General features: G+C 73.0%; 11 protein-coding genes. 6 read left to right on the forward strand and 5 right to left on the reverse strand.

The features are described from left to right. The 4 genes from AOJ26_RS09045 to AOJ26_RS09060 all read right to left on the reverse strand — a co-directional run. Positions 1 to 964 (reverse strand): DNA-3-methyladenine glycosylase family protein (locus tag AOJ26_RS09045; RefSeq protein WP_053847699.1); only part of this gene is annotated, 964 nt, incomplete at its 3' end. Positions 965 to 1,061: 97 nt separating this feature from the next. Beyond that, on the reverse strand, positions 1,062 to 2,372 hold the full coding sequence (locus tag AOJ26_RS09050) for a coenzyme F420-0:L-glutamate ligase (protein ID WP_053847691.1): 1,311 nt from the start codon (positions 2,370 to 2,372) through the stop codon (positions 1,062 to 1,064). Beyond that, positions 2,369 to 3,328, reverse strand: a complete 960-nt coding sequence (gene cofD, locus AOJ26_RS09055; protein ID WP_053847692.1) for a 2-phospho-L-lactate transferase — start codon at positions 3,326 to 3,328, stop codon at positions 2,369 to 2,371. Before cofD ends, AOJ26_RS09050 begins: the two co-directional genes overlap by 4 nt. 34 nt (positions 3,329 to 3,362) lie before the next feature. Next, positions 3,363 to 3,908: a cysteine dioxygenase gene (locus tag AOJ26_RS09060; RefSeq protein WP_053847693.1), complete on the reverse strand. Its 546-nt coding sequence runs from the start codon at positions 3,906 to 3,908 to the stop codon at positions 3,363 to 3,365. Positions 3,909 to 4,606: 698 nt separating this feature from the next. Here AOJ26_RS09060 and AOJ26_RS09065 point away from each other — a divergent pair. From AOJ26_RS09065 to AOJ26_RS09075, 3 genes are all read left to right on the forward strand, one after another. Continuing rightward, positions 4,607 to 4,870 carry a WhiB family transcriptional regulator gene (locus tag AOJ26_RS09065; RefSeq protein WP_003990679.1) on the forward strand — a complete coding sequence of 88 codons (264 nt, stop codon included), beginning with the start codon at positions 4,607 to 4,609 and terminating at the stop codon, positions 4,868 to 4,870. 182 nt (positions 4,871 to 5,052) lie between these two features. After that, the gene (locus AOJ26_RS09070) at positions 5,053 to 8,715 is read left to right on the forward strand and encodes a glycosyltransferase family 2 protein (RefSeq protein WP_086724582.1); all 3,663 of its coding nucleotides are present in this window, start codon (positions 5,053 to 5,055) and stop codon (positions 8,713 to 8,715) included. After that, a complete protein-coding gene (locus AOJ26_RS09075; RefSeq protein ID WP_053847695.1) occupies positions 8,712 to 10,208 on the forward strand; it encodes a DUF5719 family protein in 1,497 nt (498 codons plus the stop codon). Before AOJ26_RS09070 ends, AOJ26_RS09075 begins: the two co-directional genes overlap by 4 nt. A gap of 21 nt (positions 10,209 to 10,229) precedes the next feature. On the opposite strand, the gene AOJ26_RS09080 is transcribed toward AOJ26_RS09075, so the two are convergent. Beyond that, positions 10,230 to 10,673, reverse strand: a complete 444-nt coding sequence (locus AOJ26_RS09080; RefSeq protein ID WP_078959810.1) for a metallopeptidase family protein — start codon at positions 10,671 to 10,673, stop codon at positions 10,230 to 10,232. A gap of 355 nt (positions 10,674 to 11,028) precedes the next feature. Here AOJ26_RS09080 and AOJ26_RS09085 point away from each other — a divergent pair, with 355 nt between their 5' ends. From AOJ26_RS09085 to AOJ26_RS09095, 3 genes are all read left to right on the forward strand, one after another. Then, the gene (locus AOJ26_RS09085; protein WP_020120748.1) at positions 11,029 to 11,400 is read left to right on the forward strand and encodes a DUF3499 domain-containing protein; all 372 of its coding nucleotides are present in this window, start codon (positions 11,029 to 11,031) and stop codon (positions 11,398 to 11,400) included. Positions 11,401 to 11,536: 136 nt separating this feature from the next. Continuing rightward, positions 11,537 to 13,153 (forward strand): L-lactate permease, encoded by a 1,617-nt coding sequence (locus AOJ26_RS09090; protein WP_053847697.1) that lies wholly within the window; start codon positions 11,537 to 11,539, stop codon positions 13,151 to 13,153. A 113-nt stretch (positions 13,154 to 13,266) separates the two neighbouring features. Next, complete coding sequence (locus tag AOJ26_RS09095) at positions 13,267 to 14,634, forward strand: phosphomannomutase/phosphoglucomutase (protein WP_053847698.1); 1,368 nt, start codon at positions 13,267 to 13,269, stop codon at positions 14,632 to 14,634. Positions 14,635 to 14,678 lie beyond the last annotated feature (44 nt).

A 14,678-nucleotide genomic window follows, 5' to 3' on the forward strand; every position in this document is an offset into this window, starting at 1 on the left:
GGGGAGGCGTACGCCCGCTCAGCAGGATCAGCCGGGCCGCCCGATGCCGCTGCCCCGCATACGGCTCCAGCAACGACAACATCGCCGCGTCATCCGCATCCCGGTCCCCCGCGAGCGCGAACCCCACGATCCCCGGCAGATGCAGATCCCCCACGGTCACCGCGTCCGCCGCCCCATGACTGCGCTGCACCACCTCCGCCGAGGTCCACGGCCCCACCCCCGGCACCACCTCCAGCCGGGCCTGCGCGGCAGCGGGCGACATCCCCACCGCCTCCTCCAGCCGCGCGGCGACCCGCACGCACCGCAGGATCGTCGAGGCCCGCTTGTTGTCGACCCCGGCCCGGTGCCACTCCCACGACGGAATCAACGCCCACGTCCGGGGCGCCGGCATCACCCACAGCCGCCCGCCCGCCGCGGGTCCGGGCGCCGGCTCCCCGAACTTCCGCACCAGCAGCCGCCACGCCCGGTACGCCTCGTCGGTCGTGACCTTCTGCTCCAGCACGGACGGGATCAGCGACTCCAGTACCAGCCCGGTCCGCGTCAGCCGCAAGCCCGGCCGCCGGTGCCAGGAGTGCGCCACCACCCGGTGCCGGGGCACGAAGGCGGAGGGATCGTCCGCGGCCCCGAGCAGCTCCGGCAACTGTGTGAGCAGCCACTCGCCCCCCGGTCCCCACGCCTCGCCGCGCACCTCGCCGCCGTACACGCACACCCGCAGGGTCCCGGGTCCGGCGGGCGTACGGCTGGCCCGCCACACGGAGCCGTCCGGCAGGGCCCGGAACGTGGGATCCGCCGGGCCCCGCCGAAGCGCCCCGAGCACCAGCCCGAGGTCGACGGGCCACGGCGGCGTCCACCTCCGCACCAGCGGGGCCTCCACCCGGGCCGCCTCCCGCCGCGCGGCGGGCACGACGACCTCGCCGCCGCGCACGGTCGTACGGGTGGGCCGGGGAGTGAAACGTCCTGCCACGGATGAAGTCCTGGGGTACGAGAGGAACCGGTGGAAGCCCTACGAGACTAGGCGCAACCCGAGGCCCATCGCCGCACCTCGGCACATCGGGCGCACATCACCGCACCTCGATGAAGCTCCCCGCGTCCCGGTCCGGCCGCGGCCGGGGCTCCTGCGCCGGATGCCCCACCGCCACGGCCCCCATCGGATCCCAGTCCTCCGGCAGCCCCAGCACGTCCCGCACGACCTCGCGGCAGAACATGGTGGACGACACCCACGCCGAGCCGAGTCGCTCCCCGGCCAGCGCGACGAGGAAGTTCTGCACCCCGGCCCCCGTGGCGACGACGAACATCTCCCGCTCGGCCGCGTCCCGCCGCGCGTCCCCGTACGTGTGCGAGCCGTCCATCACCAGACAGGGCACGACGAGGTACGGAGCGTTCCGCAGGACGTCGCCGCGCCGCACCCGCTTGGCTATGGACTCCTCGGACTTGCCGTCCCGCCGCAGGTCGGCGATCCAGGCGTCCCGCATGGCGTCCAGCAGCGAGGTCCGGGCGCTCTCCGACTCCAGCAGCACGAACCGCCACGGCGTGGTGTGGTGCGGCGCCGGCGCGGTGACGGCCGCGGCCACGGCCCGCCGCACGGCCCCGGGGTCGACGGGCTCGTCCGTGAAGGCCCGTACGGTACGCCGCTGGGTGACCGCCTCCCGCACCGCCTCCGAGGTCCCCAGCCGGAACATGTCGTCGCGCGCGTGGCGCACCATGGCCCGCGCCCCCTCCCGGTGTCCGTCGGCCACCACATGCGCCAGCCCGCGCACGACGGCGACGGGCAGCCCGGCGGCCTTGCCCTTGACGAGATCACCGGCGGCGGCCAGTTCGTCGGCCGTCGCCACGACGGTCGCGCTGAGCGGATTGCCGTACGCGTCCGTCCCGCCCCGCAGGTCGTCCAGCACCCGCACCCCGGCGGCGCCGATCGCGACATCGGTGAGCCCGGCACGCCAGGGCCGGCCGAAGGTGTCGGTGACGACGACCCCGACGTCGACCCCGAGGGCGTCCCGCAGCCCGTCCCGGATCGCCCGCGCGGACGCGTCCGGGTCCTCGGGCAGCAACAGCACGGTCCCCGAGGGGGTGTTGGAGGCGTCCACCCCGGCGGCGGCCATCACGAGCCCCTGCCGGTTCTCGACGATCCTGAGCGGTCCGCGCCGGGCCACGACCCGCACGGTCTCGGCGTCGATCGCGGCCTCCCGGTCGGCGGCCTCGACGACCCGCCCCTCCGCCTTGGACACGATCTTCGAGGTGACCAGGAGGACGTCCCCGTCGGCCAGCCCGGGCTCGGCGGCGGCGATCATCTTGGCCAGGTCGTCCCCCCGCTGCACCTCGGGGAGACCCGGGACGGCCCAGACCCGGTAGCCGTCGGCAGGCGTCTCGCTCAAGCTCCGCGCACCTCCTCCGCCAGCTCCAGCGCCTCCCGGGCCATCCGCGCGGTCGCGTCGAGGTCGGTCATCATCAGCGGTACGGCACGGCAGCGGATGCCGGCCGACTCGATCCGCGCGACCGCGCCGGCGTCCACGGTGTCGACGAGCCAGCCGTCCAGCAGCCCCGAGCCGTAGTGCTCGGCGACCGCCGCGGCCGTGGACTCGACGCCGACCGCCGCGAGGACCTTGTCGGCCATGCCGCGCACCGGAGCGTCCCCGACGATGGGGGACAGGCCCACGACCGGCACCCCGGCCTCGGCGACGGCCTCGCGGATGCCGGGAACGGCGAGGATGGTGCCGACGGAGACTACGGGGTTGGACGGCGGGAAGAGCACGACGTCCGCCTCGGCGATCGCCTCCAGGACCCCCGGCGCCGGCTTGGCCTGCTCGGCGCCCACCGGCACGACCGCGTGGGCCGGCACGGACGCCCGCAGCCGCACCCAGTACTCCTGGAAGTGCACGGCCTTGCGCTCGCCGTCGATCTCGACCGCGACATGCGTCTCGACCCGGTCGTCGGTCATCGGGATGAGCCGCACCCCGGGCTTCCACCGGTCGCAGAGCGCCTCGGTGACCGCGCTCAGCGGGTACCCGGCACCGATCATCTGCGTCCGCACGATGTGCGTGGCGAAGTCCCGGTCGCCGAGCCCGAACCACTCGGGGCCGACGCCGTACGCGGCGAGTTCCTCCTTGAGGTGGAAGGTCTCGTCGGCGCGACCCCAGCCCTGCTCCTCGTTGATGCCGCCGCCGAGCGTGTACATCACCGTGTCGAGGTCCGGGCAGACCTTCAGCCCGAAGAGGTGGATGTCGTCCCCGGTGTTGCCGATGACCGTGATGTCCGCCTCCGGCGCGGCCTGCTTCAGACCACGCAGGAAACGGGCACCGCCGATGCCGCCTGCCAGAACCACGATTCGCATGGAAGCCAGTCTTGCAGGCGGCTACGACAACGCGTCATGCGGTTACGGCGTCCGCCTCGGTGCGGCTTCCGTCGGCGGCGCAGGCGACGGGGGCCCGCCCGGCCGCGTCGAGTGCGGACTGGGGGAGCATCGGCATCTCGGTCAGACCCGGGTAGTAGACGTGCAGGCTGACCGCCGGCTCCAGCGCGTCGTTGACGACCTCGTGCGCGTACCCCGGGGCGAACACCCGCTGCGCTCCCGCTGCCAGCGAGCGCTTGCCGCGCTCGGTCCGCTCGGTCAGCGCGCCCTCCAGGACGGTGAGGACGCCTGCGGAGCGGCCGTGGTCGTGCAGCCCGCTGCCCTGGCCGGGCACCCAGGACAGCAGCCACACCTCGTAGCCGGGTCCGGTGCGCAGGCGGTGGTACCAGCGGCTCGTCGCGTCGAACCGGACGAGGTGGGCCCACTGCGAGCGGTCGGCGGCGATGGAGCGGGCCAGTCCGGCGAACTCGGCGACGGTGGCCGGGTGCTCGCGGGGGCTCTGGAGAAGGTGCGGGACCTCGAGGAGGTCGCCGGCGATCTGGAGGTCGTAGTCGCTGTTCATGGGTGCGGTGGGTCCTCGGCGAAGAGTGGGGGGCTGGCTGGGTGTCACGTACCGTCCGCCCGGATCGCGGGAGAACAGGAATGCCCTGGTGCGGGCGGGGCACAAGCAGCCGAGTCACGATGGACTCAGGAGCAGCCGGAGCGATGGGCTCAACAGCTGGAACAGCAACAACAGCTACAGCGAGCGCGGGCAGCACCGTGGGACCCGGCGGTGCGGGTCGAGGTGAGCGCCAAGTTCGCGAGCATGCCCACAAGGACAGCGGCTCACACCTTCACTGTCAACTCGACACCCTGGAAGTGGGAGATGTTTCACCTCATCCGGTCCATCTGGGTGGTGAAAGGTTTGTTCAGGCGTCTTCCGGGACACATGGCGCACAACCGGGCGCACGGGCCGTGAGTTCTCCGTGACTTCCACACGGGCGTACGGAACGAGTTCGAACTGATGGGCGTCCTCCCCCGTACAGGTCCGCAAGGCCCGGTGCGACTCGGCAGCCCTTTCGGGTCTCGTCTGCTTGTCAAGGTTTATGCCGATTTGAACACTTTCAGCAAGGCCTTGGTTCCGCAGAGTGAATAAGGGGCCCAATAGCAGATCTCGGCTTGACTCGCCCGGAGCAGCACACTTGTAATTTCACTCGTGTCGTTCAGCCGAAATCGGTAACGGCCGTCACACGGGGACGCGAAGACAGACGAGGGGCGCACATGACCGAGCTGGTGCAGCAACTGCTGGTCGACGACGCGGACGAGGAACTCGGCTGGCAGGAGCGCGCGCTGTGCGCCCAGACCGACCCCGAGTCCTTCTTTCCCGAGAAGGGCGGCTCCACCCGCGAGGCCAAGAAGGTCTGCCTCTCCTGCGAGGTCCGCTCCGAGTGCCTCGAGTACGCCCTCGCCAACGACGAGCGCTTCGGCATCTGGGGCGGCCTGTCGGAACGCGAACGCCGCAGGCTGAAGAAGGCCGCCGTCTGACCCGAGGCAGGCGTCACCGCACTTTTCGTACGCAACCGCACGGCCCGTCGCACCTGGTTGTCCACAGGCGGCGGGCCGCCGTCTTGCCCAGCCGATAGTGTGGGCGCTCGTCCGAGACGCCTCGCCGCCCCCTCAGGGCACAGGCGTCCACCGCAGTCCACCGAACCGGGGCCCGTACCTCGATGTCCGTGCACAGCCACACGGCAGCCCAAGACCACGCTGCCACCCCTGAGTTCCCGCGCCATGTGGTGACCGCGGTGCTCGTCTCCCACGACGGCGCCCGCTGGCTGCCCGACGCGCTCGCCGGGCTGCTCGGCCAGGAGCGCCCCGTGCAGTTCGCCCTGGCCGCCGACACCGGCAGCGCGGACGACTCCGCCCGGCTGGTCACCGAGGCCCTCGGTGCCGACCGGGTGCTGCACCTCGCCCGGCGCACCGGCTTCGGCCAGGCCGTCGAGGAGGCCACGCGCACCGCCCCGGTCCTCACCCCGGACGAGCTGCCGTACCTCAAGCGGCCGAGCGGCTGGGACCCGGTCACGCGCACCTGGCGCGACGACGCCTACGACCTGCCGGAGCTGCCGCACGGCGAGCCCGTCCAGTGGCTGTGGCTGCTGCACGACGACTGCGCCCCCGAACCCGACGCCCTGGCCGAACTGCTGCGCGTCGTGGAGAACGAAATGGAGCTCGGCCGCGACGACGTCGCCGTCGTGGGCCCCAAGCTCCGCGGCTGGTACGACAAGCGGCAGCTCCTGGAGGTCGGCGTCTCCATCGCCAACTCCGGCCGCCGCTGGACCGGCCTGGACCGCCGCGAACAGGACCAGGGCCAGCACGACCACGTCCGGTCCGTGCTCTCGGTGTCCACCGCCGGCATGCTGGTCCGCCGCGACGTCTTCGAGCAGCTCGGCGGTTTCGACCGGCGCCTCCCCCTCATGCGGGACGACGTCGACCTGTGCTGGCGCGCCCAGGCCGCGGGCCACCGCGTCCTCATCGCCCCCGAGGCCGTCGTCCGCCATGCCGAGGCAGCCTCCCGCGAGCGCCGCACCGTCGACTGCGCGGGCCGCACCACCGCCTCCCCGCACAAGGTCGACAAGGCCGGCGCCGCCTACACCCTGCTCGTCAACACCCGTACCGCCGCGCTGCCCTGGGTGCTGGTGCGGCTGGTCCTCGGCACCCTGCTGCGGACCGTCGCCTACCTCGTCGGCAAGGTCCCCGGACAGGCCCTCGACGAGATCCGCGGCCTCCTCGGCACCCTGCTGCGGCCCGAGCGGATCATCGCCGGGCGCGGCAGCCGCGGCAAGCCGGTCGTCGACAAGGACGAGCTCCGGCAGTTGTTCCCGCCGCCCGGCGCGACCGTGCGGGCCACGGTCGAGCAGGTCGCGGGCAACCTCTTCGGCGGCTCCGACGCCGACGCCTCCACCGCCGGACGCCACGGCGGCGGCATCGAGTCCGGACCCGGCGGCGACGACGCCGAGTTCCTGGAGATCGAGCAGTTCGCCCGCCTCAAGCGCATCGCCCGCAAGCCGGGGCCGGTGCTCTTCCTGGTGCTGCTGCTGGTCGCCCTGGTCGCCTGCCGCAACCTCCTGGGCGGCGGCGCGCTCGCGGGCGGCGCCCTGCTGCCCGCCCCGGCCGACGCGAGCGAGCTGTGGGCGCGCTACGCGGACGCGTGGCACGCGGTGGGCGCCGGCGGCACCCCCTCCGCGCCCCCCTACCTGGCGATCATCGCCGCGCTGTCCTCCGTGCTGTTCGGCTCGACCGGTCTCGCGCTGACGGTCCTGCTGGTCTGCTCGGTGCCGCTGGCCGGCTTCACGGCCTACTTCGCCTCCAGACCGCTCGTCGAGTCGCGCCTCCTGCGCGCGTGGGCGGCCGTCGTCTACGCCTTCCTGCCCGCGGCCACCGGCGCCCTCGCCGGCGGCCGCGTCGGCACGGCCGTCCTCGCCGTCCTGCTGCCGCTCATCGCGCGCGCGGGCGTCGCGGCGGCCGGACTGACGAACAGCACGGGCGCGCGTGGCAGTTGGCGCGCCACCTGGGCGTTCGCCCTGCTGCTCACCATCACCACCGCGTTCACGCCGATCATCTGGCCGATCACGCTGCTCCTCGGCATCGGCCTGCTGGTGGTGCGCCGCGGTGACATCACCGCCTACGGCCTGCGCTTCCTGGCCCAGTTCGGCACCCCGCTGCTGGTCCTCGCGCCCTGGTCGCTGACGCTGCTGCCGTTCGGCTTCTTCGAGCAGGCGGGCCTGGAGTACGGCTCCTCGACCGCCTCCGCGCTCGACCTGCTGGGCGCGAGCCCCGGCGGGCCCGGCACCGTCGACGGGCTGATGCTCATCGGCGTGGTGCTGGCCGCGCTGGCCGCCCTGCTGCGCACCGAGCGGCAGTTCGGCATCTGGACGGCCTGGGCGGTGGCCCTGGTCGGCCTCGTCTTCGCGGTCCTGTCCAACGAGTCGACCTGGGCCGGCCCCGCCACCCTCGTCTACGGTCTCGCCCTGCTGGCCGCCGCCATGCTCGGCGCCGACGGGGCACGCGCGCGTGTGGCCGAGCAGAGCTTCGGCTGGCGCCAGCCGGTCGCCGCGCTGATCGCCTTCGCCTCCGCCGCGGGCCCGCTGCTCGTCGCCGCAGGCTGGATGATCGGCGGCGCCGACGGACCGCTGGAGCGCCGCGACCCCGTGCAGGTGCCCGCGTTCGTCGCCGAGGAGAGCGGCACCCGCGACCAGGCCCGCACCCTCGTCCTCGACAGCGACTCCTCCGCCCACGTCGGCTACATGCTGGTGCGCGGCTCCGGCGCCCGCCTCGGCGACGCCGAACTGGCCGCGGCCGACGGCGAGAACACCAGGCTGGACAAGGTCGTCGCCAACCTCGTCGCCGGCTCCGGCGCCGACCAGGCGAACCAGCTCGGCGGTTTCGCCGTGCGCTACGTCCTCGTCCACAAGGGCGCGCCCCGCGAGGTCACGCGCGTGCTGGACGCCACCCCCGGCCTGACCCGGCTCAGCCAGCAGGACGGCAGCGGACTGTGGCGGGTGGACCAGGAGGTCGCGCGCGCGACGATCGTCGCGAAGTCCGGCTCCGGCACCGCGACCCCCGTCGCCGCGGGCCCCGTCGACATCCACACCACGGTCCCGTCCGGTGCCGACGGCCGCGTCCTGCGCCTCGCCGACACCGCCGACGAGGGCTGGACGGCCACCCTGGACGGCAAGCCGCTGACCCGCACCACGGTCGACGGCTGGGCCCAGGGCTTCGAACTGCCCGCCTCGGGCGGCAGGCTGGACGTCACCTTCGACGACCCCTTCACCCACACCCTGTGGCTGTGGATCCAGGGCTTCCTCGCCGTCGTCCTCGTGGTGATGGCCCTGCCCGGCCGTCGCCGCGACGTCGACGACGACCTCCCCGAGGAGCCGGCCGTGCCCGCCCAGGCCGTCGCGGGCGAGGGGCGCCGCGCCCGCCGGCTGCGCGCCCAGGCCGAGGGCGAGGAGACCCCCGGACCCGAGGACTTCCCCGCACCCGCGCCGGAGGCCCCCGCCGCGGTCCCGGAGCAGCAGTCCTACGGCGACTGGGACGCCCCGAGCCACGCGCACGCCGAGTACGGCGGCTACGCCGACGACCAGTACCAGAACGCCCAGCAGTACCCGGCGGGCGGCTACGACCAGCAGCCGTACCAGGCGGACCCCTACCAGGGCGGCCAGTACGACCCCTACGCCTACGGCGGGCAGCACCAGCAGACGTCGTACGACCAGACGTACGGCGGCCAGTACGAGCAGCAGCAGTACGACCAGGGCTACGACCCCGCGTACGACCCGGCGCAGCAGCACCCGGGCGCCCCCGGCAGCGAGCGCCCCGACGGGAGTCAGCAGTGAACCGCACCACCGTGTCCCTCATCGCCGGCACCGCGGCGCTCGCCGCCGTCACCGGGTTCGCCACGCTCAGCTCACCGCAGGCCGCCGGCACCGCCGGGACGGCCGCCGAGCTGCCCGTGGAGCGCACCAGCCTGCTGTGCCCCTCGCCCAGCACCTCCGACATAGCGGAGACGTCGTACACGTCCTTCACTCCCGTCACCAAGGGCGCGGGCGGCGACGGCAAGGCCGAACTCCAGGCGGCCGCCGAGAAGTCGGACGGCAAGAGCACGAGCAAGAGCAAGGACAAGGGCAAGAAGGCCGGCAAGCCGGTCCTCGCGCCCGAGGAGCCCGGCAAGCCCGCCACCGGTGACACCTCCGGCGGCGACGCGCCGGCTCTCGTCGGCACCGCCGAGGGGAAGTTCGCGCCCGGCTGGACCGTCCAGGAGACCACGCAGGTCGCCGCGGGCTCCGGCCGCGGGCTCCAGGGCGTCAACTGCTCGGCCCCCGACACCGAGTTCTGGTTCCCGGGCGTGAGCACAGCCGCCGACCGCACCGACTACGTCCACCTGACCAACCCCGACGACTCCGCCGCCGTCGTCGACATCGAGCTCTACGGCAAGGACGGCGCCCTGGACTCCTCCCTGGGGGAGGGCATCACCGTCGCGCCGCACTCCAGCGACCCGATCCTGCTGTCCACGCTCACAGAGGAGAAGCAGGAGAACCTCACCGTCCATGTGAACGTCCGCAGCGGGCGTGTGGGCGCGGCCGTGCAGGCGCTGGACGACAAGCTCGGCGGTGACTGGCTGGCCGCCGCCACCGACCCGTCCGGAAGCCTGGTGCTGCCGGGCATCCCGAAGGACGCCACCGCCGTGCGCCTGGTCGCCTTCACGCCCAGCGACTCCGACGCCGACCTGAAGGTGCAGCTCGCGTCCCCGTCCGGCCTGATCACCCCCGCCGGCAACGAGACGCTGCACGTGAAGGCGGGCATGACGGCCTCGGCCGACCTCGGTGACGTCACGCGCGGGGAGGCCGGTTCGCTGGTGCTCACCTCCAGCGACGCCTCCGCGCCGGTGGTCGCCGCGCTGCGGGTCGTCCGCGGCAAGGGCGACGACCAGGAGACGGCCTTCATTCCCGCCACGCGTCCGGTCGGCGCGCGCGCGACGGCCGCCGACAACAGCGCCAAGGGCACCACGCTGTCCCTGACCGCCCCCAAGGGCGCTGCCACCGTCAAGGTCACGGCCTCGGCGGGCAGCGAGGGCGGCGCGGCCGTCTCGAAGACGTTCACCCTCAGGGCGGGCACCACGCAGAACGTGGAGGCCCCGGTCCCGACCGGCCTCAAGGGCACCTACGCCCTCACGGTGGAGCGGGTCTCGGGAGGCCCGGTCTACGGCGCCCGCACCCTGGCGGCGACGGAGGACGGCGTCCCGGGCTTCACGATCCAGACCCTCCCGGACGACCGGGGCATGGTGGCGGTGCCGGAGGCGGACCAGGACCTGTCGGTGCTCCAGAAGTAGCCGGGACGATCCGTGGGCGGTTCAGTCCTCGCCGTACCGCGGATCGACCGTCTCGGGGGTGAGTCCCAGCAGCTCGGCGATCTGCTCCACGACGACCTCGTGCACCAGCGCCGCCCGCTCGTCGCGCCCCTTGGTGCGGATCTCCACGGGACGCCGGTAGACGACCACGCGCGCGGGGCGTCCTTCCCGCGCGGGAATCGTCCCGCCGAGCGGCACCGCCTCGTCGTTCCAGGTCCGCCCGTCCAGCCGGGGGACCTCCAGGACCAGGAAATCGATGTCGGCGAGCTGCGGCCAGCGCCGCTCCAGGCGCTCCACGGAGTCCTGCACCAGGTCCGCGAACGCCTCGGCCCGGCTCGCGGCGAGCGGTACCTGCGGCGGGGCGATCGGACCGCGCATGCCTCGTCCGTGGCGATCACGGCGGCGGGGCCCGGGGCCGGTGGCACGGGGCGGTACGGGGTTGTCCATCACTGGTGAAGGGTAATCCTCACCGCCCTCCGGTGCCCGGCCCCCACGCGCTATCGGGACACCGTCCGAAACCACGTACGGCCGCCTCGTACGGCGTGTCGGCGGTTGAGCATTCCAGCCAAGGTTGGGCTCGATTCCGTATCTCTCCGAGACCGTCGATCGCCAGGCGATTGACATGGTTTGTACCGAGTGGTGATCGCGTTCGGGTCGGACCGGCTGTCCGGAAACGGGTGTCCGCGCAGGTCATGGCGGTGTGATCGGAGGGGCGTGTGGGGCGTTTCACAACACGACACGGTGGGGTGACCTGGGGGAGAGTCGTCGCGGCCCGCTCAAGAGTGCGGTACCGTCCAACGTCGTGAGCCCTGTACGTCGCTGTTCGCGCACCGCTTGCGGCCGTCCCGCCGTCGCGACGCTGACGTACGTCTACGCCGACTCGACCGCGGTCCTCGGCCCGCTCGCCACCTACGCCGAACCCCACTGCTACGACCTGTGCGCCGAGCACTCCGAGCGCCTCACCGCCCCGCGCGGCTGGGAGGTCGTCCGGCTCCTCGACGGTTCGGCCCCGGCCCGGCCCAGCGGGGACGACCTGGAAGCGCTCGCCAACGCCGTGCGTGAGGCGGCCCGCCCTCAGGAGCGCGCGGCCGAGGCCGGCGGAGCCCGGCGGGCCGACCCGATGGAGGTCGCGCGCCGCGGTCATCTCCGGGTGCTGCGCTCGCCGGACAACTGAACCGTTCCGCCTGCCACTTGTGCACGTGTTCCGTCGACTGACGCACGCCCATTGACGGTTCGCCGGCGCGGACGCGACCATTCCGTGAGCCGAAGTGAGACATCGCTTTCCGCATGACGGAATCGGGGAGGCGCCCGTGTACGTCCAGGAACTCGAACCCGTCGCCCACTCGCTCGGGCTGTCCGCCCTCGTCGCGGCCCTGCCCCTGGTGATCGTCCTCGTCCTGCTCGGCGGCGTCCGCATGAAGGCGCACCTGGCGGGCCTCACCGGCCTCCTGGCGGCCGCTCTGGTCGCCTGGCTCGCCTACGGCATGCCGCTGGGCCAGACCGTCTCCAGCGCCGCCCAGGGGGCCGTCTTCGGCCTCTTCCCCATCCTGTGGATCGTCGTCAACGCCCTGTGGGTGTACCGGATGACCGTCCGCACCCGGCACTTCGACATCCTGCGCCGCTCCTTCGGGCGGCTCTCCGACGACCCGCGCGTCCAGGCCCTCGTCGTCGCCTTCTGCTTCGGCGCGCTCCTGGAGGCCCTCGCGGGCTTCGGCGCCCCGGTCGCGATCTGCTCGGTCATGCTCGTCGCCCTCGGCTTCGACCCGGTGCGCGCGGCGGTCGTCGCGCTGGTCGCCAACACCGCCCCGGTCGCCTTCGGGGCCATGGGCACACCGGTGGTGACACTCGCTCAGGTCACCGGACTGCCCCTGGACGACGTGGCGTCCGTGGTGGGCCGCCAGACGCCGTTGCTGGCCCTCGTGGTGCCCCTCGTGCTGGTGCTCCTCGTCGACGGCAAGCGGGGCCTGCGCGAGACCTGGGTGCCCGCCCTGGTCTGCGGAGTGGCCTTCGCCGTCGCCCAGTTCGCGGCCTCCAACTACGTCTCCGCCCAACTGGCCGACATCGGCGCCGCCCTGGCCGGCGCGGGCGCCCTGGTCGCCGTGCCACGCGCGCGCGTACCGGCCGACGAGTCCGTACGCGCGTCCGTGCTGACCGGCGCGCGCAGCGAGGACCTGGACGAGACCGACCCGCGCGGCGAAGTCCTGCGCGCCTACTCGCCGTACGCCCTGATCGTCGTGATCTTCTCCGTCGCCCAGATCCCGGCCGTCAAGGACTGGCTGGCCGAGGCGACCCGGACGTACGACTGGCCCTTCCTGAACGTCGTGGGCCCCGACGGCGATCCGGTCGGCGGCAACGTCTTCACCTGGCCGGTCGTCTCCACCGGCGGCACCCTCGTGCTGCTCGCGGGCATCCTCACGGCCCTCGTGCTCGGCGTGCACGCGCGCGTGGCGGTGCGTGAATGGGCGGCCACCGTCCATGAGTTGAGGTTCGCGATCCTGACCGTGACGTCGGTGCTGGCGCTCGCGTACGTCATGAACCTCTCCGGACAGGCGGCCACCATCGGCCACTTCGTGGCCGCCGCGGGCGCGGGCCTCGCCTTCCTGTCGCCGGTCCTGGGCTGGTTCGGGGTGGCCGTCTCCGGCTCCGACACCTCGGCCAACGCGCTGTTCGGGGCGTTGCAGGTGACCGCGGCCCGCGAGTCCGGCCTGTCGCCGGAGCTGCTGGCCGCCGCCAACAGCTCCGGAGGTGTGCTCGGCAAGATGATCTCGCCGCAGAACCTCACCATCGCCTGCGCGGCCGTCGGACTCGCGGGCCGCGAGGGGGACCTGCTGCGCAAGGTGCTGCCCTGGAGCCTCGGACTGCTGCTGGTGATGTGCCTGATCGTGGTCGGGCAGAGCTCACCCGTACTGGACTGGATGCTGCCCTGACCCCCGGACGCCCTCTGACCTCAGATAACGGCTGGGCGTCCACTCGGCTCCCGCGCTACGCGCTGTCAGTACGCCCGGGTAGTTTGTGGTGACCGACAGGACTTTCAGAAGGGTTGGCCGTGGCTGATCTGTCACAGCTCGTGAAGGCGTACGACGTGCGCGGAGTCGTTCCCGACCAGTGGGACGAGACGCTGGCCGAGCTCTTCGGTGCCGCTTTCGTCCAGGTGACCGGGGCGAGCGCCATCGTGACGGGTCACGACATGCGGCCCACGTCCCCCGCCCTGTCGCGGGCCTTCGCGCGCGGAGCGGCCGCCCGCGGCGTCGACGTCACCGAGATCGGCCTGTGCTCGACCGACCAGCTCTACTACGCCTCCGGCGCGCTGGACCTGCCGGGCGCGATGTTCACGGCCTCCCACAATCCCGCGCAGTACAACGGCATAAAGATGTGCCGCGCGGGCGCCGCCCCGGTCGGCCAGGACACCGGCCTCGCCGAGATCCGCGCACTGGTCGAGCGGTGGAGCGAGACGGGCGGCCCGGAGCCGGCGGCCGCCACGGGGACGATCACCGAGCGGGACACCCTGCGGGACTACGCGGCCCACCTGCGCTCCCTCGTCGACCTGACTTCCATCCGCCCCCTCAAGGTCGTCGTCGACGCGGGCAACGGCATGGGCGGTCACACCGTCCCGACCGTCTTCGCCGGGCTGCCCCTGGACACCGTCCCGATGTACTTCGAACTGGACGGCACCTTCCCGAACCACGAGGCCAACCCCCTCGACCCGGCCAACATCGTCGACCTCCAGAAGCGCGTCCGCGAGGAGGGGGCCGACCTCGGCATCGCGTTCGACGGCGACGCCGACCGCTGCTTCGTCGTCGACGAGCACGGCGACCCGGTCTCCCCGTCCGCCGTCACCGCCCTGGTGGCCTCCCGGGAGCTCGCCCGGCACGGCGGCAAGGGCACGGTCATCCACAACCTGATCACGTCCTGGTCGGTCCCGGAGGTCGTCGAGGAGAACGGCGGCACACCGGTACGCACCCGCGTGGGTCACTCCTTCATCAAGGCGGAGATGGCCAGGACCGGCGCGATCTTCGGCGGCGAGCACTCCGCGCACTACTACTTCAAGGACTTCTGGAACGCCGACACGGGCATGCTGGCGGCCCTGCACGTCCTGGCCGCGCTGGGCGGCCAGGAAGGCCCGCTGTCGTCCCTGGTGGCCCAGTACGACCGCTACGCGGGCTCCGGCGAGATCAACTCCACGGTCGCCGACCAGACGGACCGCCTGGCGGCGATCAGGGCGGCCTACGAGGACCAGGAGGGCGTACGGCTCGACGAACTCGACGGCCTCACGATCACCACCGCCGACTGGTGGTTCAACGTCCGTCCCTCCAACACCGAGCCCCTCCTGCGCCTGAACGCGGAGGCGAGGGACGAGGCGACGATGGCGAAGGTACGGGACGAAGTTTTGGCGATCATCAGGGCCTGATCCCGTGGCCGGGGGCGAGGGGCGGGCAGCCGCTGGGCTGAGCG

Origin of the sequence: Streptomyces sp. NRRL B-24085 (genome assembly GCF_001282115.1) — a bacterium.
In the GTDB taxonomy this organism is placed as follows: domain Bacteria; phylum Actinomycetota; class Actinomycetes; order Streptomycetales; family Streptomycetaceae; genus Streptomyces.